23 protein-coding genes are annotated in these 25,246 nt (G+C 38.9%); 18 read left to right on the forward strand and 5 right to left on the reverse strand.

Features of this window, described 5'->3' with window-relative positions; translation table 11 throughout:
* Window positions 1-11 precede the first annotated feature (11 nt).
* Genes uvrC through ACL8WY_RS11255 form a run of 3 tightly spaced genes read right to left on the reverse strand, consistent with a single transcriptional unit; the run spans window position 12 to window position 6,552 of the window.
* Complete coding sequence (uvrC, locus tag ACL8WY_RS11245; protein ID WP_436514828.1) at window positions 12-1,811, reverse strand: excinuclease ABC subunit UvrC; 1,800 nt, start codon at window positions 1,809-1,811, stop codon at window positions 12-14.
* Window positions 1,811-4,075 carry a penicillin-binding protein 1A gene (locus ACL8WY_RS11250; RefSeq protein WP_436514829.1) on the reverse strand — a complete coding sequence of 755 codons (2,265 nt, stop codon included), beginning with the start codon at window positions 4,073-4,075 and terminating at the stop codon, window positions 1,811-1,813. The genes uvrC and ACL8WY_RS11250 overlap by 1 nt, the downstream gene beginning before the upstream one ends.
* On the reverse strand, window positions 4,072-6,552 hold the full coding sequence (locus ACL8WY_RS11255) for a tetratricopeptide repeat protein (protein WP_436514830.1): 2,481 nt from the start codon (window positions 6,550-6,552) through the stop codon (window positions 4,072-4,074). Before ACL8WY_RS11255 ends, ACL8WY_RS11250 begins: the two co-directional genes overlap by 4 nt.
* Window positions 6,553-6,723: 171 nt before the next feature.
* On the opposite strand from ACL8WY_RS11255, the gene ACL8WY_RS11260 reads away from it, so the two are divergent.
* The 17 genes from ACL8WY_RS11260 (at window position 6,724) to ACL8WY_RS11340 (ending at window position 20,065) form a co-directional block, all read left to right on the forward strand.
* Window positions 6,724-7,590 carry a M23 family metallopeptidase gene (locus ACL8WY_RS11260; RefSeq protein ID WP_436514831.1) on the forward strand — a complete coding sequence of 289 codons (867 nt, stop codon included), beginning with the start codon at window positions 6,724-6,726 and terminating at the stop codon, window positions 7,588-7,590.
* A 9-nt stretch (window positions 7,591-7,599) separates the two neighbouring features.
* On the forward strand, window positions 7,600-8,016 hold the full coding sequence (locus tag ACL8WY_RS11265; RefSeq protein WP_436514832.1) for a bactofilin family protein: 417 nt from the start codon (window positions 7,600-7,602) through the stop codon (window positions 8,014-8,016).
* A 192-nt stretch (window positions 8,017-8,208) separates the two neighbouring features.
* On the forward strand, window positions 8,209-8,556 hold the full coding sequence (locus ACL8WY_RS11270) for a hypothetical protein (protein ID WP_436514833.1): 348 nt from the start codon (window positions 8,209-8,211) through the stop codon (window positions 8,554-8,556).
* Between the two features lie 36 nt (window positions 8,557-8,592).
* Window positions 8,593-9,621 carry a F0F1 ATP synthase subunit A gene (gene atpB, locus ACL8WY_RS11275; protein WP_436514835.1) on the forward strand — a complete coding sequence of 343 codons (1,029 nt, stop codon included), beginning with the start codon at window positions 8,593-8,595 and terminating at the stop codon, window positions 9,619-9,621.
* 38 nt (window positions 9,622-9,659) lie between these two features.
* Window positions 9,660-9,866 (forward strand): ATP synthase F0 subunit C, encoded by a 207-nt coding sequence (atpE, locus tag ACL8WY_RS11280; protein ID WP_348283402.1) that lies wholly within the window; start codon window positions 9,660-9,662, stop codon window positions 9,864-9,866.
* Between the two features lie 86 nt (window positions 9,867-9,952).
* Entirely contained in the window at window positions 9,953-10,447 is a 495-nt protein-coding gene (locus ACL8WY_RS11285) for a F0F1 ATP synthase subunit B (protein ID WP_436514836.1), read from the forward strand.
* 2 nt (window positions 10,448-10,449) lie between these two features.
* Window positions 10,450-10,992, forward strand: a complete 543-nt coding sequence (gene atpH / locus ACL8WY_RS11290; protein ID WP_436514837.1) for an ATP synthase F1 subunit delta — start codon at window positions 10,450-10,452, stop codon at window positions 10,990-10,992.
* 31 nt (window positions 10,993-11,023) lie between these two features.
* A complete protein-coding gene (gene atpA / locus ACL8WY_RS11295) occupies window positions 11,024-12,604 on the forward strand; it encodes a F0F1 ATP synthase subunit alpha (protein WP_436514838.1) in 1,581 nt (526 codons plus the stop codon).
* Between the two features lie 9 nt (window positions 12,605-12,613).
* The gene (gene atpG / locus ACL8WY_RS11300) at window positions 12,614-13,504 is read left to right on the forward strand and encodes an ATP synthase F1 subunit gamma (RefSeq protein WP_436514839.1); all 891 of its coding nucleotides are present in this window, start codon (window positions 12,614-12,616) and stop codon (window positions 13,502-13,504) included.
* A complete protein-coding gene (locus ACL8WY_RS11305) occupies window positions 13,504-14,292 on the forward strand; it encodes a hypothetical protein (protein ID WP_436514840.1) in 789 nt (262 codons plus the stop codon). Before atpG ends, ACL8WY_RS11305 begins: the two co-directional genes overlap by 1 nt.
* A complete protein-coding gene (locus ACL8WY_RS11310; RefSeq protein WP_436514842.1) occupies window positions 14,283-14,885 on the forward strand; it encodes a class I SAM-dependent methyltransferase in 603 nt (200 codons plus the stop codon). Before ACL8WY_RS11305 ends, ACL8WY_RS11310 begins: the two co-directional genes overlap by 10 nt.
* Window positions 14,886-14,910: 25 nt before the next feature.
* Window positions 14,911-15,468, forward strand: a complete 558-nt coding sequence (locus ACL8WY_RS11315) for an RNA polymerase sigma factor (protein ID WP_436514843.1) — start codon at window positions 14,911-14,913, stop codon at window positions 15,466-15,468.
* Between the two features lies 1 nt (window position 15,469).
* The gene (locus ACL8WY_RS11320) at window positions 15,470-15,937 is read left to right on the forward strand and encodes a hypothetical protein (protein WP_436514844.1); all 468 of its coding nucleotides are present in this window, start codon (window positions 15,470-15,472) and stop codon (window positions 15,935-15,937) included.
* On the forward strand, window positions 15,921-17,024 hold the full coding sequence (locus ACL8WY_RS11325; RefSeq protein ID WP_436514846.1) for a hypothetical protein: 1,104 nt from the start codon (window positions 15,921-15,923) through the stop codon (window positions 17,022-17,024). Before ACL8WY_RS11320 ends, ACL8WY_RS11325 begins: the two co-directional genes overlap by 17 nt.
* 23 nt (window positions 17,025-17,047) lie before the next feature.
* Complete coding sequence (locus ACL8WY_RS11330; protein WP_436514847.1) at window positions 17,048-17,557, forward strand: hypothetical protein; 510 nt, start codon at window positions 17,048-17,050, stop codon at window positions 17,555-17,557.
* A gap of 4 nt (window positions 17,558-17,561) precedes the next feature.
* Window positions 17,562-18,212 carry a hypothetical protein gene (locus ACL8WY_RS11335; protein ID WP_436514848.1) on the forward strand — a complete coding sequence of 217 codons (651 nt, stop codon included), beginning with the start codon at window positions 17,562-17,564 and terminating at the stop codon, window positions 18,210-18,212.
* 38 nt (window positions 18,213-18,250) lie between these two features.
* Window positions 18,251-20,065 (forward strand): ATP-binding protein, encoded by a 1,815-nt coding sequence (locus ACL8WY_RS11340; RefSeq protein ID WP_436514849.1) that lies wholly within the window; start codon window positions 18,251-18,253, stop codon window positions 20,063-20,065.
* Here ACL8WY_RS11340 and ACL8WY_RS11345 read toward each other — a convergent pair.
* Together ACL8WY_RS11345 and ACL8WY_RS11350 are read right to left on the reverse strand one after the other, a co-directional pair.
* On the reverse strand, window positions 20,034-21,230 hold the full coding sequence (locus tag ACL8WY_RS11345) for a THUMP-like domain-containing protein (RefSeq protein ID WP_436514850.1): 1,197 nt from the start codon (window positions 21,228-21,230) through the stop codon (window positions 20,034-20,036). The genes ACL8WY_RS11340 and ACL8WY_RS11345 overlap by 32 nt on opposite strands.
* A 2-nt stretch (window positions 21,231-21,232) precedes the next feature.
* Window positions 21,233-22,225 (reverse strand): aspartate-semialdehyde dehydrogenase, encoded by a 993-nt coding sequence (locus ACL8WY_RS11350; protein ID WP_436514851.1) that lies wholly within the window; start codon window positions 22,223-22,225, stop codon window positions 21,233-21,235.
* 198 nt (window positions 22,226-22,423) lie between these two features.
* Here ACL8WY_RS11350 and ACL8WY_RS11355 point away from each other — a divergent pair, with 198 nt between their 5' ends.
* Window positions 22,424-25,237 carry a triple tyrosine motif-containing protein gene (locus ACL8WY_RS11355; RefSeq protein WP_436514852.1) on the forward strand — a complete coding sequence of 938 codons (2,814 nt, stop codon included), beginning with the start codon at window positions 22,424-22,426 and terminating at the stop codon, window positions 25,235-25,237.
* Window positions 25,238-25,246: the final 9 nt, after the last annotated feature.

Here is a 25,246-nt window from a genome sequence, read left to right on the forward strand (position 1 = left end):
AAGGAGACCCTTTAAAGGTCTCCTTTTTTTATGGATTCAAGAATAAGATTTGCTTTCGAATAGCCAATTAGTCGGATAAGATCTTTTTCAGAAGTTTGTTTAAGCCTTTTGACACTGCCAAACTCACGCATTAGTTTATCACGTGTATTCTCTCCAATGCCCTTTATAGAATCTAAGCTGGAATGGACAGATTCTTTGCTTCTTTTTTGCCTATGGAAGGTTATAGCGAATCTGTGTGCTTCGTCTCTTAATTGTTGTAGAAGTTTAAGGGAGCTAGATTTCTTGCTTATATATATAGGGATGCTATCTTCTGGGAAGTAGATTTCTTCTAACCTTTTGGCTATACCGATTATAGGTACTCGACCATATATCTCCAATTCTTTTAAAGCTTCACATGCAGAGCTAAGCTGGCCTTTTCCACCATCGATTACAATCAGATTAGGAAATGGAAGACCTTCTTTTTTTAGATGCGCATATCTTCGTCCGACAACTTCCTTCATAGAAGCAAAATCATCAGGACCTATTACAGTTTTTATATTGAATTTTCGATAGTTAGATTTTGAAGGTTTTCCATTTTTGAAGCAAACCATAGATGCAACTGGGTTTGTACCTTGAATATTTGAGTTGTCAAAACACTCAATATGCACAGGCAGATCAGTCAGTTTTAAATCTTCCTGTACGGTTTTAAGTATACTTTCGTTTGGTTGGATGCTTTTTTGAGAAAACCTTTCTTTCTTGAAATAAAGGGCATTTTTAAATGACAGATCAACCAACTTCTTCTTGTCACCGATTTTAGGGATACCTATTTCTACACCTTCCCACGGCTCTATTTCACTATTAGTTAAAATGAATGGATTATTACTGCCATATTTTTTCCTAAGGTCGAATACGGTAAACCTGAATACCTCAGAATTATCTTCCTCTATTTTCTTTTTAACCTCTAACGTTTCCGAGTTTACAATAGCGCCATTTTCAATGTGCATATAATTTATGTACATAGATTTCTGCTGCTCGGAAAGCGTCATTGTAAAGACATCTGTACTAGTAATTTTCTGATTGACAATAAGCGATCGAGATTGAAACTTATCTAGTAAATCAAGCTTTTCCTTGTAGGATTGAGCTAATTCATATTTCAGATCTGATGCGGCAATTTGCATTCGCTCTTTATAGGACTTGCTTACAATGCCAACTTTTCCTTTTAGGATTTTTTTAGCTTCTTCTATGTCTTGCAGATAATCAACTTCATCTTGCAGGCCTTCGCATGGTCCAAGGCAATTGCCAATGTGGTATTCTAGACAAACTTTGAATTTTTTCTTGGCAATATTTTCTTCCGAAAGATTGAATTTGCATGTTCTTATTTTATGGAGCTTTCTAATTAAATCTAGAACTCCATTCATTGCCTTAACACTTGTATAGGGACCAAAATACTCACCTTTTGAGTGATCGATCCTTCTGGTAGAATATACACGAGGAAATCGTTCTTTTGTAACGCAGATGCTTGGAAAGCTTTTATCATCCTTGAGCAGGATATTATAGCGAGGCTGATTCTCTTTGATAAGATTATTTTCAAGTAGCAAGGCATCAAATTCAGAGGATACAATGACAAACTCCACTTCCTTTATTTCAGAGACTAACCTGTAAGTTTTGCGATTGTCAAGATTAGCCTTTGTGAAGTAGCTACTAACCCTCTTTTTTAATTTTTTTGCTTTGCCTACGTAAATGATTGTTCCCTCATCGTCGAGAAACTTGTATACTCCGGGCTTATCGGGAAGTTTAAGGTACTCGTCTCGTGAAAATCGCTGGAATTGCATTACATAAAATCATCCTCATCAACAACGTCATAATCAACAGTGTCTGATGGATTTGAGTTCTCCTGGTAAAGTTCACAATCAATGACTGTTCTCAGAGGTTTTGTAGGCTTTTCAAAGAACCCTTTCTCATACCCAAGCGTTTCATCTGCATAAACCTTCATCATGTATTTTTCCCAAATGGGCATTGCCGTCCGACCTCCTTGCCCCATTGCCCAATATCTAAATCGAATACTTCTGTCGTCTCCACCTACCCATGCGCCGGACACAAGGTCTTTTGTAACACCAATAAACCAACCATCAGAAGCATTCTGTGTAGTACCTGTCTTGGCACCTAATTCGTTATCTCCCTTTATGGAATAATCCAATCCTCTTCCGGTTCCTAATTCAACTGTCCCCTTAAGCATGTGAAGCATTAGGTAGGCTGTTTCTTCATTGATCGCCTCTTGTTCATCTGGCACAAATTGCTGAATTACATTTCCATTTTTGTCTTCAATTCTGGAAATAAAGAATGGTTTAATAAATGTCCCTTTGTTTACAAAAGTAGAATAGGCACCAATCATCTCGTAAATGGAAACATCACCTCCGGCACCGAGACAAAGTGATGGAACAGCCTCCAATCTACTTTCAATTCCTAGTCTTTTTGCATAGTCTACGACTGTTGAAGGACCAATCCTATTCATCATAAACGCTGTGATACTATTGACAGACCGAGACATAGCTTGTCTAATTGTCATTACTTCACCTGTGAATTTTCCATTTGAATTTTGGGGAACCCATGTGGGTGGATCTTGTCCAGGTAAACTGAAGGAAACAGGAGCATCCACCACAGGGAAGCAAGGTGAATATCCGTTATCTATTGCTGCTGTGTAGACAATCGGTTTAAAAGTTGAACCAGGCTGCCGTTTTCCCTGCATTACATGGTCGAATTTGAAGTACTTATGGTTGATCCCACCAACCCAGGCTTTTATGTATCCTGTCCGTGGATCCATTGACATAAATCCTGCCTGTAGAAATCTTTTATAATAGTTGAGAGAATCATATGAACTAAATGTAGTGTCGATTTCGCCTTGCCAGGAAAAGACTGTCATTTTCTTTTTCTTGTTTAGGTAGTATTCAATCGAGTCCGTTTGATCACCAAACTGCGTTCGAAGGCTCTTGTATACTTGCGTTCTTTTAATAGCATTGTCAAGAAATTCAGGGATTTCATTATTCTCATCATCAATCCAAGGGTTTTCTCCTACCCAGTGTTCATCAAATATTTGTTGGAGTGTATCCATACTTTCAGCAACTGCCTCTTCAGCATATTGCTGCATTCGACTATCAATTGTGGTATAGATTTTCAGTCCATCGTCAAAGAGATCATATCCATTTTCCCGTGCCCATCGCATCAAATAGTTTTTTGCAACTGTCCGAAAATAAGTTGCTAGTCCTTCGTTTTGGTTTTCTACACGGTAGTTGAGTTTGATAGAATCGCTATTTATGGTGTCGTACTGTGCTCGAGCGATTAGTCCATACTTGTGCAGATTCCATAATACTTCTGTTCTTTTTCTATGAGCGTTATCTGGGTTTAAAACAGGACTCCATCGGGTAGGTGCATTAATTGCGCCAACTAGTACAGCGGATTCAGAGTAGTTTAATTGAGAGGGAAGCTTATTATAAAATGTTTTTGCTGCGACTTTTATTCCGTAAGAATTACTCCCGAATTCTACAGTATTCAGGTACATAGCAAGAATTTCTTCTTTCGTGTAAGACGTCTCTAATTGAACCGCGATTATCCATTCCTTAAGCTTGGTAATTATCTGTCCAACCGTTCGGAATTTGTATAGAGATCCTTGTTCGGCACTGTTAGTTTTAAAAAGATTCTCAGCGAGCTGCATTGTAAGCGTACTTCCGCCTCCTTGAAAGGAGAAAGTAAGCTTCCCAATTACTGCTCGGGCGAGTGCTTTTAAGTCTATTCCGGAATGGTCTTTGAATCTGACATCTTCTGTTACCAACAGTGTATTGACTAATTCAGGTGAAAGCTCTTCGTAAGTAACTGGGGTTCGATTTTTTCTGAAATATTTACCTAGTGATACGCCATCAGCACTGATGAGCTCAGAGGATAAGTCTGGATCCGGTCTTTCTAAGGCTTGTAAGCTGGGAAGTCCCCCGAACCAACCAAAAGCATCATTCTTCACCATTATAAAGATGGTAGGAAGTCCAATAACCCCGAGAATAAAGAGTATCCATACTATTCTCAGTGCGTGTTTAAGTATTTTTTTCATTGATAATGCTTTTCGAAAAATGTCAGATAAGCTGAGACGTCTTTGGTTTGATAGAGTATATCAAAGTTATCTTCTGTGATAACAAAAACATCAAATTTTGTTCCTTTAAATGAATCCTTTAGGTTGATTTCCTGCTCGATGGATTTCTGAAAATTAATAGCTGTTCCCTTACCTGGGAATACGTTTACTAAAAGCATGGATTTATTGTCACTCAGGATAAGGTTACCAGTCTTTAAATTATTCAAATTCTTACTTTTTAAATAGTCATCAACCATTGGTGCTATTTTGGATGTCATATCTGAGTTGATATCGTAAACAATAATGAACAAGTGTTTTTGGTTGAAATCTTCTATAAACCTTGCTTTAGCGCTATTATATCTTTTTTGCTGAAAATTTTCGGAGGCAGTTAGTAAGGACTGAGCATAGCTGACTAATTCACTTTCAGGATAATTTTTCATGAATTCTCCTAACACAAACTGATATTTGTGATCTTCTTCTGTTTTGCCAACGCACAAGGCTCTTAGTAGGGCTATGTTATCACTAAATTCATTTTCAGGATGCTGAGCCAAGACACTGTCTGAGGAAAATAGAACAGTTTCATATGCTCCAAGCTTATACTTACCATAGAGATTTTTGTAAAGTTTCTTTAGCTGCTCACTTATCGCAAAGCTTTCTTCTCTGTAGTTAGGATTGTCTACCAGTTTAGCGTAGATAGTTTCAGGATATTTTTGTTTAAGAGCTTCTCCCTTTGCAATTGACTTTTCAGGATTCAATTCCTTATAGAGAAGGTAGAGTTGATAAAGTACTTCAGCTTCATACTCTGTTTCAGGGAATCTATCTAGCAATGTTTCGAAGGATTCTGCTGCATTTGCATCTTCCTGAAGTCTCAAGCTATAAATATTTCCAAGATTGTAAAGTGCGACTTCTATTTCGCTCAGAAGAAAAGATTGTTGTTCTGGCGAGCGCGGGATTTCGGACATTAATTTTTTAGCTTCATCATCAACAGATTCTTCCTCTTTCTCTTCTCCGCTCGATTCAGATACTTCTGAAGTAAAATTGACTGCATCTTCTTGTTGATTAACTGCTGCTTTGTTTTTTCGTCTCCAATTATCTTCTAGCGCTCTATCCCCCCATTTTCTAATGAAATCATTTCTACCTCGGCTTAAAGCATTAGAGTTATCAAAATACCAAATGGAACCAACAGATGCAGTAGTGATTAGATTGTCACCAGTGCTTTGGGTAATGCTCTTCGCTCGATTGATGGCCGCCTGCTTTTCCTTTTTCTTCCGTTCTTTCTCAACTTTTCGGTCATTTTCTATTTTGGCTGTAAACATGGCAAGTACTGAATCTTCTGGCAGTGAGGCAAGGTGCAGAAGACTATCATTTTTTTGTATAATGACAACATTCTTTACAAAATCAACCAAAATTTCCTGCCGCTCCTTTATGGCCTCAAAATTCTCCTCATCCTGTGGCATTGTATTTACTGTGCTGTCATAATAGCTCTTAGCCAATACATAATTTCGCAGTGTATCATAATAGATTTCACCTAAGCTCAGGTAAGAATATGCCTTTTGTCGGTTGTTGTTTTGGCTAGCTCGAATAGATAATTTATAGTTTTCTATGGCCTCATCAGTATTTCCATTTTTCAATTCAAACCCAGCCAACTCGTAATAAATCTTATCCTGATATTCTTTGTTTTTGGGATCTCTGAGAAGGTTTTTGAAATATTTCTGAATTTTCTTGAGGTCACTATCATCTGCTAACTCCGTGACACGCGCCATGTAGAGTTTTGAATAAAACTCAAGCTCATAATTTGGATGATTTTTCAGCACGTTTTTGTAATACCGAAATGCCTCACTTTCAAATCCCAAGTCTTGATAGATCTGACCTATTATGAAGTTGATCCGTGCTTTGTCAGAAGTATTTAGTAATTCTTCTGCCTTTACTAAACTGCCCACCATTTTGCTCTGATCTCCCTTTTTTTGGTAGAGATATGCGGCATTTAGGTGCAACCGCCGTTGATTTTCTTTGCTTAGTTCTTCTTTAGCTAAGTAGTCAGTAACTGCAACTGCATTTCTATACTCATTAAATTCAGTAAAGCTTCGGATAAGCTCAGTTAATGCAAAATGACGTGCATTATCATCCTCACTATGTGTGTTTACGTATTTGAATGTTTCGATCGCATCTGGAAATTCAGAAGCATAATGTCTGGCTTTTCCCACCAAGATGTAGCTATCATCTTCCCATTTACTATTTGGGTGTCTTTGTATGGCGATTGAAGCTTTTTGAATGCAGTCTTCGATTTGTGTTTTTAATGAAGCAGATGTAGTCGTGTCAAATTGCGCATAGATGGGAAGAACCTTGTTATAGTTCCATTGCTGACCTTCAAACACTGTTTTTTCAATTTCATTCATGCGTTCATTTGCAATGAAATAGGCGTTGTAGTGAGCAGTTAGGTCATGAAATGAGCTGCTCAATGGATTGTTTTTGTAAGGTGAACACCCCGCAAAAAATATAAGGACAACTATTGGAAAATATTTCTTCAAAATAGATTTAGCCTGGTTCAATTAATAACGTGCTCAATTTGAAATTGGTGTAAAGATAAACAAGGGTTGATTGCATACCTTTGTGCGCTTAATTTGCAATTTATGGCTGCAAGAAAAACATTTAGTAACTGGCTAACGAATAAATACCTGCTCATTATCCGTAATGAGGAAAATTTTGCTGAGAAGACGACCTTTAGCTTCAATTATGCAAGACTTTTTCTTATGCTGGCGGCTGTGGGTCTATTATTACTATCGCTGGCGGTATATCTTGTCACCGTAGCATTAGAGCAATGGCTTGATCCTCGACATGCCCAAATGGAGGCGAATCGGCAGGTTTTAGAATTATCTATGACAATTGATTCGCTTGAGCATGAAGTCAATAACAAGAATATTTACATTGAAAATGTAAGACGAATTATCGCAGGAGAAGAAATTGATCAAAGTTTAGAGATGAGTCCTGAATCTAATTTGCAGCCAGCAGAGCTTAGTGAAACCATTCAACCATTAGATTCTCAATTTAGAGCAGACTTTGAAGACTCGGAATTAGGAGATATCACTGCGCTTCCAATCGCGGTGTCTTCAAATATTTATGAATTAAGAGATATTTATCTCATCAGTCCGCTGGATGGGATCATCACTGATGGATTCAATCCGAAGAGTGATCATTATGGTGTAGATATGGTTGCTCAGGAAAACGAACCAGTTAGATCAGTTGCAGATGGCGTGGTGATTATGTCATCATGGACCCTTGATGGAGGCTATATCATGGCTATCCAACATCCTGGCAATTTAATTTCTGTATACAAACACAATTCGGAATTATTTAAAAACGTTGGTAATTTTGTAGCTGCTGGGGAAGTAGTAGCTACTATCGGGAATACAGGCGAACTCACTTCAGGGCCACATTTGCATTTAGAATTATGGCATAATGGTAACCCTGTAAACCCACAAGAGTATATTGCACTATAAAATCACGCTATGTTGAATAAGAATCAAAAAGAAGTAGAAGAGTTAAGCAACTCGAGTAACATCATTGGGAAAGGCACGATTGTGAATGGAAGTATTGAAACTTTTGGCAACATTCGTGTAGAAGGAAAAGTAGTAGGAGACATCAAAACCAAGTCGAAAGCCGCTTTTGGACACTCTTCGCAAGTCGATGGCAGTGTCTTAGCACAGAATGCAGAAGTAGCCGGACATATCACCGGTACCATTGAGGTTACTGAGCAATTGGTGTTGAAAGCAACAGCAACTATAGATGGTGATATCATTACCAATAAGCTGCTTGTAGAATCTGGTGCTACTTTTAATGGTAAATGTAAAATGGGCGTAAAAAGCAAGGAGATAAAAATTGGAAAGCCCGAAGAAGCAGAACAGCCACAAGCCCTCAAAGCCTGAAAAACCAAAGCAAGCCGATAGATCATTCATGAGGCATTATGCCTTGGTGTTAGAGCTTATTGTCTTGAATCTCATTTTAATAATGGGTGGCTATTATTTAGATGACTACCTGTCCTCAAGCCCTGTAATGATTTTGATCGCAACATTTCTTGCAATGGCAGGCACTATTTGGCTATTATTAAAGTCATTGAAATGAAAAAGTGGCTTGCATTATTTGTTATTACCGGAATATTGCTTTTTGCTGAATTCTTCTTTTCATCAGTCATTGACTTTCACCCATCTTTTAGATTGATGATTTTCTTCTTTGCAGCACAAGCCTTCGTGCTATTCCGGATAGATCATTGGGCGCCTGAAGAATGGAAAGTTCAGATTTCTATGGTCAAAATAGTGATCCGACTATTGTCCTCCATGGCATTTATTTTGGTGCTGATTTATACACAGTCAGACCACTACACCCTAGTAGTTCAGTTTATTATCCTCTATTTGATATATATGATCTTTGAAATAGTTGAGGCATTGACTAACTTGCGCCGAAATTGAGGAACGAACGAATATCCGATGAAAATAGGCGCTATTTTGAAGCAATCTAACTTTCTGAAAATCAACAAGTTTTTAGCACTATTGCTACTTATTATGCCTGGCCTTGTTTGGGCAGATGGAGGGTCAAAAAAAGATGGAGAAGATGATAAATTCAACCCAAGTGAATTGATCAACCATCACATTTCAGATTCTCATGTTTGGGAAATATATCACGGAATGACGGTACACCTACCGGTAATCGTTTATTCAGAAGAAAAAGGTCTTGATATCTTTTCTTCAGCTAATTTTTATGATCATGAGGACGTAGTGCCTTACAATGGCTATATCATGGATCATGATCATATCACACTAGAAAGTGGTGGGCATGTTTTTGACATATCAATTACCAAAAACGTTCTCTTTCTCTTTATTGATGCAGCACTTTTGCTGATTGTTTTTTTAGCAGTAGCAAGAGGGTATAAGAAAAATACAGGAAGAGCTCCTAAAGGAATTCAGTCTCTTTTTGAGCCAATCATTTTGTTTATCAGAAATGATATTGCAAAAGAGAACATTGGTCCTAAGTATGAGAAATTCATGCCTTTCTTGTTGACAGTGTTTTTCTTTATATGGTTTGGAAATCTTCTAGGATTGCTACCAGGAGCAGCAAATCTTACAGGTAATATATCAGTGACACTTACACTCGCTGTGATAACTCTTATTATAACGACATTTTCAGGGCGAAAATCCTATTGGCTTCACATTGTTGATCCTTTAGGAAAATCTATGCCCTGGCTTGGTAAGATTTTCATGTATCTGATCTTGTGGCCGGTTGAGATCATCGGCATTTTCACAAAACCATTTTCATTGATGATCCGACTTTTTGCAAACATCACAGCAGGTCATATATTGATTTTAAGTATTATAAGCTTGGCATTTGTATTCCAAAGCTTAGCAGTGGGTGTTGTGGGCGCGCTTTTCGCAACAGTAATGAATATGCTGGAGCTTTTTGTAGCTGTGTTGCAAGCATATGTGTTTACGCTACTTTCTGCCTTGTACTTCGGTCAAGCGGTAGAGGAGCATCATTAATTTTTAGAAACCAATTTTTAAACTATAAATAATTTATCATGGGAGCAATTGGAGCAGGTTTAGCAGTATTAGGAGCAGGTCTTGGTATCGGTTTGATCGGTAAAGGAGCTACTGAAAGTATCGCTAGACAACCAGAAGCAGCTGGTAAAATCCAAACAGCAATGATTATTGCAGCAGCCCTTATTGAGGGTGCAGCTCTATTCGGTGTTGTAGTTGGACTTTTGGCTGTAAACCAGGGAGCATAAAAATTCCTAAAAGACTTGGCTATGACCACATTAGGTGGCATGGCCAAGTTATTAAAAAAGACATTTACTATTAAATAATATATATCGTGGAATTAGTTACCCCCGACATTGGACTGATCATATGGCAACTGATCATTTTCCTAATAGTACTATTCATCCTGCGAGGATTCGTTTGGAGGCCTATTTTAAGTGCACTAAAGGCACGCGAGCATCAGATTGAAGATTCTCTCAGAGCTGCAGATAATGCAAAAGAAGAGATGGAGCAAATCAAAGCTGATAATGAGTACCTTCTTCAAGAGGCACGCATTGAGCGAGATGCCATCCTTAAGGAAGCAAAAGAGGAATCAGTTCATATTATAGAGCACGCCAAAGCCGAGACATCCGATATCACTTCAAAGATGATACAAGACGCAAGAGATGCTATTGAGGTAGAGAAAAAGGCAGCTTTAACTGAGGTAAAAGATTTAGTTGCCTCTTTATCTATTGAGATAGCCGAAAAAGTTCTTCGCGAAAAACTTTCTGATGATAAATCTCAGAAGGCATTAGTAAGCAAGTTTATCAAAGACGTAAAGGTTAATTAATAATGTCTGTAGGCAGAATAGCAGTTCGGTATGCAACACCAATCATAGAATTGGCAGAAGAGAAGAAAATCCTTGATGCCGTTAAAGCTGATATGGAATCTTTCAAGGCTGTATGCGAAGAGAACAGAGATTTTTCGCTCATGCTAAAGAGTCCTATTATCTCACACTTGAAAAAAGCAGACATCCTGAAGAAAGTCTTTTCAGGAAAAGTGAATGAATTAACGCTTCAGGCATTTGAAATCATCACAAAGAAAAGTCGTGAGAGCATGCTCGAGGATATCGCCAAAGAATTTTTACATCTATATAATGTCAAGAAAGGATTAGCTGAGGTTTCAGTGACTACAAGTATTGAATTGGATGCGGAAATGAAAAAAGCATTTGAGAAGCTTGCAAAAGACATTACAGGTAAAGAACCACTGCTTACCGGGAAAGTGGATCCAGATATTGTAGGAGGATACATTCTTAAGGTTGGTGATCGTCAAATTGACGATAGCGTAAGAGGCCAGTTAAAAGAATTAAAACTGAAGTTTTCGAAAAATAAATAACACTAAGCCGCTAGGCTAAACAAATAAAATTATGGCACAAGTAAGACCTGATGAGGTTTCAGCAATTTTAAGAGAGCAGCTTTCTGGTCATAAAACCGAAGCTGAGCTCGAAGAAGTAGGTACAGTACTCCAAGTAGGTGATGGTGTAGCTAGAATTTATGGACTTGCAAACGCACAAGCGGGAGAGCTTTTGGAGTTTGAAAATGGCCTGAATGCACTAGTACTAAACCTGGAAGAAGATAATGTTGGAGCGGTACTACTAGGTGATTCAAGTAATGTAAATGAAGGTGACACTGTAAAGAGAACCGGGAAGATTGCTTCAATTAAGGTAGGAGACGGGATGTGTGGCCGAGTTGTTGACACACTAGGTATACCTATCGATGGTAAAGGAGAGATTTCCGGTGAAACTTTCGAAATGCCACTTGAAAGAAAAGCACCAGGTGTAATCTTCAGAGAGCCAGTAAGTGAGCCTCTTCAAACAGGTATAACAGCAATTGACTCAATGATCCCGGTAGGAAGAGGTCAGAGAGAATTGGTGATTGGTGATCGCCAGACAGGTAAGACTGCTGTGGTTATTGATACCATCATTAACCAAAAAGAATTTTACGACAAAGGTGAGCCTGTATTCTGTATTTATGTTGCGATCGGACAGAAAGCATCAACAGTAGCTGGTATCGTAGCTCAGCTTGAAAAAGCCGGCGCAATGGATTATACAGTAGTAGTAAGTGCCTCTGCTTCTGATCCAGCTCCAATGCAATTCTTCGCACCATTTACAGGTGCAGCTATTGGCGAATTCTTCAGAGATACAGGACGTCCTGCATTAGTGGTTTATGATGATCTTTCTAAGCAGGCAGTTTCTTACCGTGAGGTTTCTCTCCTTCTAAGAAGACCTCCGGGACGTGAAGCATACCCTGGTGACGTATTTTACCTTCACTCTAGACTTCTTGAGCGTGCGGCAAAAGTGATTAATGATGATGCTATTGCTAGCCAAATGAATGACCTTCCTGCTTCATTAAAAGGAAAAGTAAAAGGAGGTGGATCATTGACTGCACTTCCAATCATTGAAACACAAGCAGGTGATGTATCTGCATATATTCCAACCAACGTAATCTCGATTACCGATGGTCAGATATTCCTCGAGACCAACTTATTCAACTCTGGTATCAGACCAGCGATTAACGTAGGTATCTCGGTATCTCGAGTGGGCGGTAACGCTCAAATCAAATCAATGAAAAAAGTATCTGGTACATTGAAGCTTGACCAAGCTCAGTTCCGTGAACTAGAAGCATTTGCTAAGTTTGGTTCTGACCTGGATGCGGCGACTCAGCGTACAATTGATAGAGGTAGAAAGAACCAGGAAATATTGAAGCAACCACAGTTCTCTCCAATTCCGGTTGATGAGCAGGTTGCGATCATTTATGCGTCTACGAAAGGTTTCTTGGATCCGGTACCGGTGGAAAAAGCAAAAGAATTCCAGACTGAGTTTATCGCAGCAATGCGAACCACAGGTAAGGATGCTTTAGCTGACTTTAAAGCTGGTAAGTTGAGTGATGAAGCTGTAGCTAAGACAGAAGAAATTGCTAAGGATATAGCGTCTAGATATAAAAAATAATTAAAGCAGATGGCCAATCTTAAAGAAGTAAAAGGTAGGATTCAGTCGGTTGTTTCAACACAGCAGATCACTAAAGCCATGAAAATGGTTGCAGCTGCAAAGTTGAGAAGAGCACAGGATCGTATCATTCAAATGAGGCCATATTCTCAGAAGCTTTCTGAAATTATTCAGAATGTCTCTGCCGGAGATGTCGACTCTGGTAACAATCCTTATTCTCAAGAACGCACAATTGACAGGGTTTTAATCGTGGTTGTTACTTCCGACAGGGGATTGTGTGGTGCTTTTAATAGTAGTGTTTTTAAAGGGACAAAAGCACTAATTGCTGAAAAGTACAGTGAATCTGAGGCTACTGGGAATTTGGAAATCTTGCCAATTGGAAAAAAAGCCATGGAGCATTTCTCTAAAAGAAAGTACAATGTGATAGGTAAGTATTCTCATTTGATTGAGAAGCTAAACTTTGCAGATGCGAAAGAAGCTGCTGAAATGATAATGGCAGACTTTCTCAAAGGGAAATATGATCGAGTTGATATTGTTTATAACGAGTTTAAAAACGTAGCAACTCAAATCATAAATAAGGAACAATTCTTACCTATTCAGGAAATTGAAGCCGAGGAAAACGAGGAAAGCTTTGGAGGAGTAGATTACATATATGAGCCATCCAAAGAGTTCATCTTTGATGAACTAGTTCCAAAATCGTTGAAAATTCAGTTCTACAAAACATTGTTAGAATCTAACGCTTCCGAGCATGGGGCTAGAATGACAGCAATGGATAAAGCAACTGAAAATGCGGATGAACTTTTGAAAGAATTGAGATTGACTTATAACCGAACTCGTCAGGCAGCCATCACCAAGGAAATTCTTGAGATTGTGGGTGGTGCTGAGGCATTGGCTCAATCATAATGATTGACCGAGCATATCGTTTTGCTCAAGTTTTATCACTAGATATTGTAATCGGAGTAGTCATTCTGCTCCGATTTTTTTGTGCCCAATTTCAAGTAGATCCTGGATGGGAGGTCTATGCGCTTTTAGGAGCTTCGGTTTGGCTTATCTATACCGCTGACCATCTAAGAGATGCAGAAAGTTCTGGATCCGCCACTCGCATACGCTATGTATTTCACAGGATGCATCGAAAGACTCTCACTGTAGTTTCAATTTTGGTACTAATTGCGATTGCACCACTTGTGTTCTTCATTCCGACGGTGATTTTTATAGGAGGTTTGATACTTGTAGTTTTTTCGTTCATTTATCTACTTGTTCAGCATAGACTCTCGGGTTATCTGTCAAAAGAAATATATGTATCGATTGTCTATTCTATTGGCGTACTAATGGTGCCGATGTGTTTAAGTTGGATCTTTGATCTTACGTTATTTTTGCTCCTTTTTTTATTGACATATGTCAATTTGGTGATTTTCAGTTGGTATGAAAAAAATGAAGATCAGCAGGACGGATTTCAATCCATAGCAACCCAGATGAGCGAAAAAAAGCTAGAAAGAACGATCGTTTTACTGTTGGCAACTGGTTTATCGATTTCTTTTTTGACATTTAGTATCACCAGCGTATTCTTCATTATTGGCTTTATCATTTACGCTTCGATGCTACTTTTCCCACATTTTTTCAAAAAGAACCACATGTTCCGAACCATTGGTGATGGTGTATTTTTATTGCCAATTCTATTCGAATGGCTGTAAATGACTTTAATCGTATAGCACAGTACTACAATAGAGTTTCCAAACTCATTTTTGGCAATCAGTTGCTTAAAGCCCAGACTTGTTTTTTGGCTGAGATTAAGCCAGAAGACCAAGTATTGATACTCGGAGGCGGTACCGGAGAATTCCTGGAATACTTGCCGCCGTGTCAAAAAATACATTTTGTAGAAATGTCTAGCGAAATGCTTAAAAGAGCTTCAAGTCATACTTTGGAAACTGAAATTGAATTTATCAATATTGATTTTTTGAAGTTTCAGAGTTCTATAAAATATGATTTCATAATTTGTCCATTTTTTCTGGACTGCTTCAATGAAGAGAATCTCAATCATGTTCTCGCTAAGATAAAGCCGATGCTAAAACCTGACGGACTATTGTTGGTGGCAGATTTTAGAAAAACAAAGTCCAACTCCTTGTTATTGGCAGCAATGCACCTATTCTTTCACATTTTTGCCAATTTGGAGGCTGAGCAACTTCTGGATATAGACGGAAAAGTAACTTCTTTAGGTTTTATGAAGATAAAGGAGAAAATTTCACATCGAAATCAGCTTTTTTCACGTCTTTATAGAAACCTTTGACAAAAGGTACTGTCATTACACCAACGTGAGCACCACACACACCATCCATAAGCACCTGATTGTGCAAAGTCAGCAGGGAGACCAGGCGGCAATGTCGGCCCTATATGGTCTTTATGCGAAGGCTATGTACAATATATGCCGCAGGATGATGGGTGATGAGGAAGAAGCAAAAGACCTGCTTCAAGAATCGTTTATCGATGCTTTTCAAAAGCTACCGACGCTAAGAGAGGTGAACACATTTAGCTCTTGGATTAAGCGAATCGTAGTAAACAACTGCATCAATGCGATTCGAAAAAAGAAGCTGGATACTTCACAACTGGAAGAAGGTGCAGATTTTATTGAGGAAGAAGACGATGATTTCGAGTATACTCAATTTCAATCGTCTCAGATCATGCGAGCAATTGATTTGTTGCCCGATGGATGCAAAACAGTATTGAGCTTGTATTTATTTGAAGGCTATGATCACAAAGAAATTGGAGAGATATTAGGAGTGACAGAGTCTGCTTCAAAAGCTCAATATTGTAAGGCTAAGGCACGAATAAGAAAGTTATTAGAAGAAGAAAGGAGTCAGAATGTTGGATAATTTGAAAGATCATATTGATAAGCAAAAGGATGAATTTGAAATTTATCCTTACGATACAGATAAAGGCTGGGAGGAAATATCGAGAAAAGTGTCACCGAGTGTTCAAAAAAGAGATCCGTGGAAGGTTGCCGGTATCGCAGCATGTTTTGCCTGTATCCTTGCCAGCACTATTTTTTTTATGAACCCTCAGCCACAGGCTAATAACGAAATTGCAGAGTTGGAGAGATATTACAACGGGGAGATAAACCAAAAAATTACTCTTGTGAAAGGTCAGCTTAAAGATGATCGTATCCTTCAGGATTTGAATACGATGGATCAGGCTTTTGCTGAACTTAAAGCCGACTTGAAAGACAATGTAGACAATCAAGAAGTGATCACAGCAATGATGGAAAACTACCAGCTGAAACTTCAGATATTAGAAGAAATAATAAATGAGCTAGAAAAGGAGAAGAGTGAAGAAGTACTTTAACATATTGATTGCAATCTTAATTGTAAGCCCACTATTGGCGCAGGTAAGGCAGGAACGTGATTTCAAGCGTTCATTTGCAGTGCCTGAAAATGCCAAAGTCGAAGTGGTTAGCAAATATGGCGAGGTGATCGTACGGACTTGGAATTTGGATTCAGTGCGATTTGAGGTGGTAGTACGTGCAGAAGGCAAAAACTCATCTGCAGTTTCGAAATCCATGTCACGTGTAGATGTGAAATTTAGAAAGGTAGGAAGTGTGATATCTGCTGTAACAGAAATTGGTAGCAGTGGAGGAATTTTTGGCAATGTTATCAATGAAGTTGGAGGAGCACTTGGAAGTAATAAACTGAAAGTAGATTATCAGGTTTGGATGCCAAAAGGAGTGATGTTAAGTGTTGAGAATAAGTACGGAGACCTATACATGGCCAATCTCGATGGAAGAGTAGATCTAGATATCTCACATGGTGATATTAAAGCAAGCAACCTTTCTTCATCATTAAACCTTAAGCATAGCTTCGGGAAAGCCTCTTTCGGCAAATTAAATGACGGCATTTTTACACTTAGAGGGGCAGATATTACTATAGATGAGGCCAGCAACTTAAATATAGAAAGCGGAAGCTCAGAGATACGCGTAGATAAAATAGGACGTATTCAGTTGAATTCACGTAATGATAAAATTCATCTGCTAGATGCTGAAGAAATTATGTGTGAAGGTTCATTCACCAATCTTACCTCTGACCTTTTGCGCGGATCTGCAAGACTTGATTTTAGCTACGGAGATATTTATCTAAGCCGAATTGTCAAAGATTTCAATAGAATTGACATTACTGGCAAATCGACCGATATCAATCTGATTCTAAATCAGGCATCCTATATAAAGACTTATATCAAAGGACCGGAAGATCAGATGATTTTGCCGAATAGCATGCTCACTATGCAGAGAGAAACGTTTTCAGATGAAGATAAAATTTCCCTTTCTGGCTTTGTTGGAAACACCAACACTCGCCACAGTCAGCTCAATGTAGAAGCTGATGGTGGTGAGCTTATTGTTGCAATAAAAGACACTCCGATTTTCGTAGACAAAGATTAATGCACCGTCACCACCGGAAGCCCATGAAGATATTTATTCCCATTTTATTTATGCTGACATCCTTTGTATCAGCCGGTCAGCAGCTGTATGAAAAATCCGGAGGTATCCGTCTCGGGCATACATCAGGATTGACGTTTAAAAAATTTGTCACTGAAGATGAAGCTGTGGAGATGATTCTAAGTGGCAGAAATGAAGGGATGCAGTTCACAGCTCAGTACCTATTTCACCAGCCAATGGAGTTCTCTTTCAATGATCGTTTTTACCTTCATTATGGCATTGGTGGACATGTTGGATTCGAGAAATTTGATGATATCGCCAAAACATTGTCAAATGCAGCGGGAGACGCATTTATCTATGAAGAAAAGAGCTTTTTCACTATGGGAGTAGATGCCAGTTTAGGAATAGAATATCGTTGGCTTGAAGTTCCGGCCACTTTTGGCTTTGATATCAAGCCATACTTCAACTTCATTGGCATGCGCTACACGAAAACCAGATTTTGGGACGCAGCTATTTCGTTTAAATATGTCTTTTAATTACATGAAAAAGCTACTCAGCCTATTATGCATGCTAATCTCCATGTTTTCTTTTGGTCAGAAATACGTGGATACCAATGATCCCAAAGACGAGGAGGTGAAGTCACTTTTGAGTAAAAACAATGATCTCAATGCCTTTGGCGCATTAGACATCAAGGTCGGTGACTTTATGTCCGAGCGTGGCTTGCTAGCTGGGGCTTATGGGGGATTTATCATCAATCGGAGGTATTTGTTTGGTGTGGCAGGATATGGCCTTGTTACCAATATTGAGTTTGAAGGCCTGGTTCCGGGACAAACCACACCGAAGCAGCTGAGTCTGCATGGCGGTTACGGCGGTATCATGATTGGTGGCACCATCGCTCCTCGAGAGTTGATTCATATAAGCATACCTATTGTATTGGGAGCAGGATCACTAGAAGTTGTGGATAAAGATTTCTTTACCAATAATCCAGCCGACTCAGAGTTTACGGTTGAAAATTCCGTGTTCTTTATTGCTGAGCCAGGGATAGAAGTTGAGTTTAACATCACTAAATATTTCAGGCTTGGTGCAGGTATGACTTACCGATATATTTCAGGAACTGAGCTGGAAAACGTGAAAGACGAAGACATCTCTGGAACTACCGCAATGATCAGCTTCAGGTTTGGAAGGTTCTGATTTGTGGTATCTTTAGTGAAGTAGCTTATCTTCACAAAGTGAAACTCACCGTACTCACTTTTATAATTATTGTACTCGGTCTTGCGCCAGTAGCACTGGCTCAGAAAGATGATATACAGCGCGTATCAGATTTAATTCTGAGCTGTGATTCTCTGCTGTACGATCAACCTCAAATGAGTTTAGAGCTGGCCATGAAAGCCAATGAATTAGCTAATTCGGTAAGTAATGATTCATTAAAAGCGATAAGTCTAAATAGAATTGGCTCTGCCCATTGGTCATTGGGCAATCAAATGCAGGCATTAGAGAAAATTCAGGAGTCACTGCAAATTTCTGAATTGAACAACTTCGAAGAAATCATGGCCAAAAACCTGGGCGATATTGGCAATGTTTATGCCACCTGCGGTCTTATCCTTGATGCTATTGGATACTATAAATCAGAACTTGTAATTCAAAAAGAGCGTCAGGACACATTAAGACTTTATACAATCAACAATAGTCTTGGTGAGGCCTTTCTGGATTTAAAGAACTATGACTCAGCCAATCATTATTTGCAATCAGCTGCAAGTTTTTTGGTTCCTCAATTTGAACATCTTCATTCGATATACTATTATAATCAGGCCGAGCTCTATTTTATGAAGGATCAAAGTGATCTGGCAGATTCACTTATTGCGCTAACGTTGAGTAATGCACAACAATTCAAAAGCAAGCAAGGAATCATCCGGGCGAACCAGCTTCGTGCTGAATGGGAGTTAAGTATGGATAATAGGACCAAGGCTTTGAGGCATGCACAATTAGCTTTTACCGTTGCAAAGGCGAGTAAAGTCAAGGAACTTATATACATGACAAGCAAAACGCTTTCCAAGTGTTATGGGAAACTCCAATTATATCAGGAAGCATATGAAAAACAACTCCTGTACGAACAATATCTTGATAGCGTCCAAAGTGTTACGATAGTCAGTGAACTGGAACTCTTATCATACTATCAGCGACTGTTTCAAATGAGAGTTTTGGAGTCAAAAAATACGGTAAATAAAGAGCTCGCTGAACAGCGCCAATTAATTATACAAGGGCTGGTCGTAGCGCTACTCATTGCGGCCATTTTGATTGCGATTATTGTCCTTGTAGTAAGAGAATTAGGGATGCGAAAGCGTGAGCTGGAAAAATTAAACTCCTTCAGGTCCAAGATATTTGCAATCGTATCACATGATTTAAAGTCGCCGATCCAGTCCGTCTCCTCAGTGATTGAGCTGTTCCATCAAAAGCTAATTAGCAAAGAAGAAATTGAGCCAGTTTTGCCGGAAGTCAGAGACAAAACTTCCAACCTTATGAATCTTTTGAACAATATATTTCTATGGGCAGAAGGACAAATGGAGGGAGAAAATCTGAAGAAAGAAACTTTTGAACTTCATGAGACATTAGAGGAATTGAAAGACGAATTGGCTGAGCGGTTAAATGATAAAAAAGTTGTTTTAAACTATCCTTCGGCCAAGGGGTTTCTCGTACATTCTGATCCTGGAATATTGAGAATTCTACTTCGAAACTTAATCGTGAATGCAATTAAGTTTTCAAATCAAGATTCGACTATTGAGGTAAATGCAGTAAGAGGGGAGAAAACGAAAGTAATAGAAGTGATTGATTACGGGATAGGGATGACTCCTGAAATAAAGGAAAACATCATGAAAGGCGAACTTACAAGTACAACTGGTACAGCAGGTGAGAAAGGGAATGGGCTAGGACTTGCATTATGTTTTGATTTTGCAAAAAGTTTAGGAGGTGAAATGGAGATTGAAAGCGTTTTGGGAAAAGGCTCAGTCTTTAGAATCATCCTAAAGAGTCAGCACGTTGAGCAATAATTTGTCTTGGTTTTTCAGCTTTGTCTTTAAAAGCGATTAAAAAATAATTACCTCCGTCTTTGAGCTTCCATTTTTTCTTGAGTTCACTTGCCTTCAACGGATAGTTTCTCGTGATCACATTGATGCATCCCTTAAATGCAAACTGCTTAATGTTCTTCTTGTCTACTTCAGCTATTACCTTGAAAACCCGTCCCGGAAAATCCTTCAATAGTGTATCTGTGGTATACAGATGTGTATGTTCAGCCAGCTTACTAACATTGAAATCCGAACCAACTTTTTTAAAAGCTCCAGCCTTCATAATGGAGCTATTGGGCTCCAAAAGATAATGCTGAAGGTCAGAGAACATAGACTTAGTCAATCGCTCTTCTTCCAACTTAAAGGAGTAAGTATCATGACTACTTTCAAGGTTAATGCAATGAATAGCAGGCTCCTCACTAAAATCAAAGTCGATTAAGAGTAGCAATTCTTTGCATTCATTTTTTACGGAGACAACATGAACTTCTTTGACTCCTGAGATATTCTGAAGAATTGCATGTATATCAAGCAATGGAGAGTATTTGACCAACACCTTATTTGCCTTCAATTTCAGTATAGGTAAGAGCTCTTTTAGATTAGGAGTGCAATCCTCAATCTTGAAAACCTTGCCTTTATGCTCATCTCTGCGTGCCGGGTCGAGATATATGGTGGATTTACTGGAAGCATCCAACTTTGATAAAAAGCTAGACGCTTCATCATTGATCACATTTGCTTTGCTTTTCAGGACTTTTGCATTGTGTTCAAAGACTTGACAAATATCTTGAACCTGTTCCACATAGGTAGATTTTTCAAACACCTCACTGAGCGCTAGAAAATCAACACCCATACCACCTGTCAAGTCCAAAAGTTGATGGCCTGAGACCAGACTCTTTTTATAATCACACGTAATTTGAGAGGAAGCTTGCTCAATGGAAAGAGGAGGAGGCATAACAAGGTCAAAGTTTTGTGCCCAGGAATCCAATTTCCCAATCGCTTTCTGCCTGGCTAATATCTGCGAAGCAATAGCCTTAATCTGTTCCTTATATTGTGGAGGTGGATTTAAGACAATCCGATTGACATCTGCTCCAATATTTTCCTTGATGAATTGCTTAACATCTTCTCGCTTCAGAAAATTAATAAGCTTACTCATGGTCAGTATACCAGACTGTGCTCAAGCATATATTCAGCTATTTGAATCGTATTGGTCGCTGCACCTTTTCTCAAATTATCTGAAACTACCCACATGTTGAGTGTTTTCGGTTGGGTCTCATCTCTGCGGATCCGACCAACAAATACATCATCTTTGTCATGCGCATTAAGCGGCATGGGATATTGATTGTCGGAAGGCTTGTCCACGACTGTGACCCCAGGAGCTTTTTCTAAAATAGCATACACTTGCTCTAAGGTGTATTCGCTTTCAAACTCAACATTGATAGCCTCTGAATGTCCACCTACCGTAGGAATCCTCACACACGTGGAGGTCACCTTGATGGAATCATCACCCATAATTTTAATGGTTTCATTCACCATTTTCATTTCTTCCTTGGTGTATCCATTTTCTTGAAATACATCGATGTGAGGTAACGCATTCATATCGATTTTATGAGGATACACTTTTTTGATGTCCTTACCATTTCGCTCGCCTTCCAATTGATCTACCGCACCTTTCCCTGATCCGGTTACAGATTGATAAGTTGATACCACGACACGCTTGATTTTAAATACATCATGCAGTGGTTTTAAAGCAACCACCATTTGTATGGTCGAACAATTGGGATTGGCAATGATTCGATCGTCTATGCGCAAGCTATTTCCGTTTACCTCAGGTACAATAAGCTTCTTGCTTGCATCCATGCGCCAGGCCGAAGAGTTGTCAATTACCACAGTCCCAACTTCCGCAAATTTGGGAGCAAATTCTAGTGAAACAGAACCACCAGCTGAGAACAAAGCAATATCAGGTTTCGATGCTATTGCATCTTGCATTGACATAATAGTATAGTCTTTACCATTATATGAAATGGATTTTCCAACTGAACGCTCGGATGCAACCGGCAAAAGTTCGTCGACGGGAAAATTACGTTCAGACATGATTTGGAGCATCTTTTGGCCTACTAACCCGCTTGCTCCTACAACTGCTACCCTCATATTGTACTTAAATAAGATTCTGATTTATCTACCACAAAACTACTAATTTTATATAGGGTCAGAGGTAACAATTGAGGTGATTAGAAGCCTTTTTTTTACTGCTGACTTATCGTAATCACCATTAAAAACAGACATGCTGAAATCATGATATACGCATGTAATCGACAGTCCATCAAAAGATATTTTAATCAAATCCTTATGCGTAAAGTGAGCAATCAGGTTATAAAGGCAACAATTTTTTGCATCAGTTTGCTAGCTTATCTGCAGCCGTTGGCACAAACTGGGGATTTTATTCTTACCCACCATTCACCCAAACACTCTGAAATAGATAACATCAACTTTGAAATCAAAGCCGATAAGAATGGACTCATTTGTATTGCAAATCGATTCGGAGTTTTAAAGTATGATGGGATTGAGTGGGATTTCTACAGAACAAGCTCCTCTGCGCTATCAATCGCCATTTCTGAGGATAATGTGGTTTATGTTGGATGCTTAGGAGGATTTGGTAAATTGGATTATTTTAATAATTCTTATGAGTATATTCCTATCTTATCTGGTGACACGCTTTCTGAGCACTTTCTCCAAACATTTGCGACCAAAGACTTCATTTACTTCCTCAGTGATAATAGCCTTTACCAGTATTCACCCAATAGCGATGAGACCAAACAACTTGTAGAAGGAGACTTTCTTAATGGCTATTTGTACTCAGATACGCTCTTCATTAATACCTACGATGAGCTGGTAATCTCTGCCTTCGAAGGTAAAATTGATACCCTAGAATCTGAGACTGAGCAATGGGGTTTGATTAGTGAATCTCCCAATGGCGATAGCGAATTTGCTGTTGATATGGATGGAGGGTTATATCAAAGAAAGCAGGGGGAAATGAAACCACATCATCACTATGATAGGCTACAAGAAGCTGATGTGGTAATTACTGATTTGGAATGGGTGAATGATTCACTCGTTGCATGTTCGACTATAGAGTCGGGGGTTTTCTTTTTGCATGTAAATGACTCATCCTACTTTGAGGTTACGGATTATCATTCAGGTCTACCGGATAATGAAATCCATGACCTTTATGCAGATAATAATCAAGGTGTATGGGTAGCACATGAATTTGGATTAACTCGGATCGCTCCGATGTTTCCCGCATATAGTTACACCAATTTTCCAGGCTTGGAAGGTAATTTGATTGAAGTACAGCGCTTACACGACGATTTGTGGATCAATACAAGTTTAGGTGTCTATTATTTCTCCCAGGATACCTCTTACCGTAGCAGGGTATACATTGAGAAAGTTGAACGGAAACAGACTCGAAGAACAACTGCGAAAAAAGCAACGGTACAGCCAAAAGCTCCTGAACCGCAAGAAGAAAAATCAGATGAACCCGCTGAAGACCAAGAGGAGGAAGATGATAAAAAGAAGAAGAAAAAAAGAAAAAAGAAAGGTTTCCTAAATGGCCTGTTTAAGAAGAAAGATCGTGCCAATGACTCCAAAAAATCGAATGATACAGAAGGATCCTTCAAAAAGAAATTTGATGCCAATGAAACACAAACTGTCACCAGATCTAAAAGTTCGGTAGATAGATCTCAATACGTGAGAAGAGTTGAAAAGGTAGTAACTGGGGTGAGTTACCAATTTCATCATGTACCTGGCACAGACGGAAAGTTTAGGCAACTTTTGGAAGCCGAGGATAGGATCTTAGCTACCAGTCATACAGGCATCTATGAGATTACAAGAAATTCGGCCGAGCTTGTGATAAGTGAAGCAATTAGATATGCATATCTGGTCCCGGAGAGTAATCAACTTATCATAAGTACAGAAAGTGGAATTCTCAAATACTATGAACTCATCAATGATATCTGGACAGAAATATCTAGACAGGTATTTGAAGACGTTATCCTCAATGTTTACATGGATCATAAAGGAGACATCTGGCTCGCGGGTACTTCGCACATTTATCAGGGAGCAATTGCAGATGAAGGTTTCCAAATTGCCCATAGCTACGAGATCAACAACAAGTTTTATGACGAGCTAAGTATTTGGGAGCATTCTAATGTGCTCTATTTCATCAATTCGCAGGGATACTTCAAGCTGGATCGAGAAAAAGATAGAATTGTAAAAGATCGGGAGCTTGAGAAAGAATTAGGCAGTCCACATCACCATCTGCACAATGAAAAAAGTAGAGTCTGGCTTTATAATGGAAAAATATGGCACCTTTTACTTCCCGATGGTAGCATTAACGAATTTCAATATCTGGGCGTATTCCCTAATTTGAAGTACATCAATTACGATGAAAAATTAGATAGGTATTGGTTAATAACTGATGACAACCAACTTTTAGCTTATTCGGCAAGGCAGATTCCGGAGTTGCACAAATCCTATTCTATTTTTGTGAAAAGACTTGCTAGCGTTAATGGAGAAATGCGTGTAAGTGATAAAATTCAACTATCTCACGATCAAAATACCTTGAGTGTTGAATTACTAAAACCAGATTATGTTGGACTGCTGAATCCTGAATATCAATACAAGCTTGAAGGGTTAAATTCTGAATGGTCTAAGTGGACACATGCCAATTTGATAGACTATAGCTATCTGCCTCCTGGAAATTATAAATTGAAAGTGCGTGTCCGTGATGCGCTTGATCAAATTGATGAAGCCACGCTATTAGAGTTTACTGTGGAAACACCCTACTGGGAGAAGCCATGGTTTTATGCTGTGCAAGCATTAATTCTAGCCACTATGATCGCCATTTCTTCCAGGCTGAGCGAATCAAAACCCATCAACCGTATTGTTAAGCATGGACTAAGTATTTTGACTTTGGTTACGATCATTCAGTTGATGCAATCGGTAATTAGCACTTTTCTTACGTTTGAAAGCACCCCAGTCATGGAGTTCGTTTTTGATGTAGGTATTGCTGTGATGGTGTTCCCAATGGAGTGGGTTTTGAGAAAGCTAATATTGGATGGTGGATTGAAAGTGTCGGGAACCACAGCGTCTACAGAACTCTAGAAAATCTTC

The sequence above is a fragment of the Ekhidna algicida genome (assembly GCF_051379705.1).
In the GTDB taxonomy this organism is placed as follows: domain Bacteria; phylum Bacteroidota; class Bacteroidia; order Cytophagales; family Cyclobacteriaceae; genus Ekhidna.

Excerpts from the sequence above, each read along its gene's own strand:
- uvrC (WP_436514828.1), bottom strand. The coding sequence starts at position 1,811 with ATGCAATTCCAGCGATTTTCACGAGACGAGTACCTTAAACTTCCCGAT.
- ACL8WY_RS11250 (WP_436514829.1), bottom strand. The coding sequence starts at position 4,075 with ATGAAAAAAATACTTAAACACGCACTGAGAATAGTATGGATACTCTTT.
- ACL8WY_RS11260 (WP_436514831.1), top strand. The coding sequence starts at position 6,724 with ATGGCTGCAAGAAAAACATTTAGTAACTGGCTAACGAATAAATACCTG.
- ACL8WY_RS11265 (WP_436514832.1), top strand. The coding sequence starts at position 7,600 with ATGTTGAATAAGAATCAAAAAGAAGTAGAAGAGTTAAGCAACTCGAGT.
- ACL8WY_RS11270 (WP_436514833.1), top strand. The coding sequence starts at position 8,209 with ATGAAAAAGTGGCTTGCATTATTTGTTATTACCGGAATATTGCTTTTT.
- atpE (WP_348283402.1), top strand. The coding sequence starts at position 9,660 with ATGGGAGCAATTGGAGCAGGTTTAGCAGTATTAGGAGCAGGTCTTGGT.
- atpH (WP_436514837.1), top strand. The coding sequence starts at position 10,450 with ATGTCTGTAGGCAGAATAGCAGTTCGGTATGCAACACCAATCATAGAA.
- atpA (WP_436514838.1), top strand. The coding sequence starts at position 11,024 with ATGGCACAAGTAAGACCTGATGAGGTTTCAGCAATTTTAAGAGAGCAG.
- atpG (WP_436514839.1), top strand. The coding sequence starts at position 12,614 with ATGGCCAATCTTAAAGAAGTAAAAGGTAGGATTCAGTCGGTTGTTTCA.
- ACL8WY_RS11305 (WP_436514840.1), top strand. The coding sequence starts at position 13,504 with ATGATTGACCGAGCATATCGTTTTGCTCAAGTTTTATCACTAGATATT.
- ACL8WY_RS11310 (WP_436514842.1), top strand. The coding sequence starts at position 14,283 with ATGGCTGTAAATGACTTTAATCGTATAGCACAGTACTACAATAGAGTT.
- ACL8WY_RS11330 (WP_436514847.1), top strand. The coding sequence starts at position 17,048 with ATGAAGATATTTATTCCCATTTTATTTATGCTGACATCCTTTGTATCA.
- ACL8WY_RS11335 (WP_436514848.1), top strand. The coding sequence starts at position 17,562 with ATGAAAAAGCTACTCAGCCTATTATGCATGCTAATCTCCATGTTTTCT.
- ACL8WY_RS11345 (WP_436514850.1), bottom strand. The coding sequence starts at position 21,230 with ATGAGTAAGCTTATTAATTTTCTGAAGCGAGAAGATGTTAAGCAATTC.
- ACL8WY_RS11350 (WP_436514851.1), bottom strand. The coding sequence starts at position 22,225 with ATGAGGGTAGCAGTTGTAGGAGCAAGCGGGTTAGTAGGCCAAAAGATG.
- ACL8WY_RS11355 (WP_436514852.1), top strand. The coding sequence starts at position 22,424 with ATGCGTAAAGTGAGCAATCAGGTTATAAAGGCAACAATTTTTTGCATC.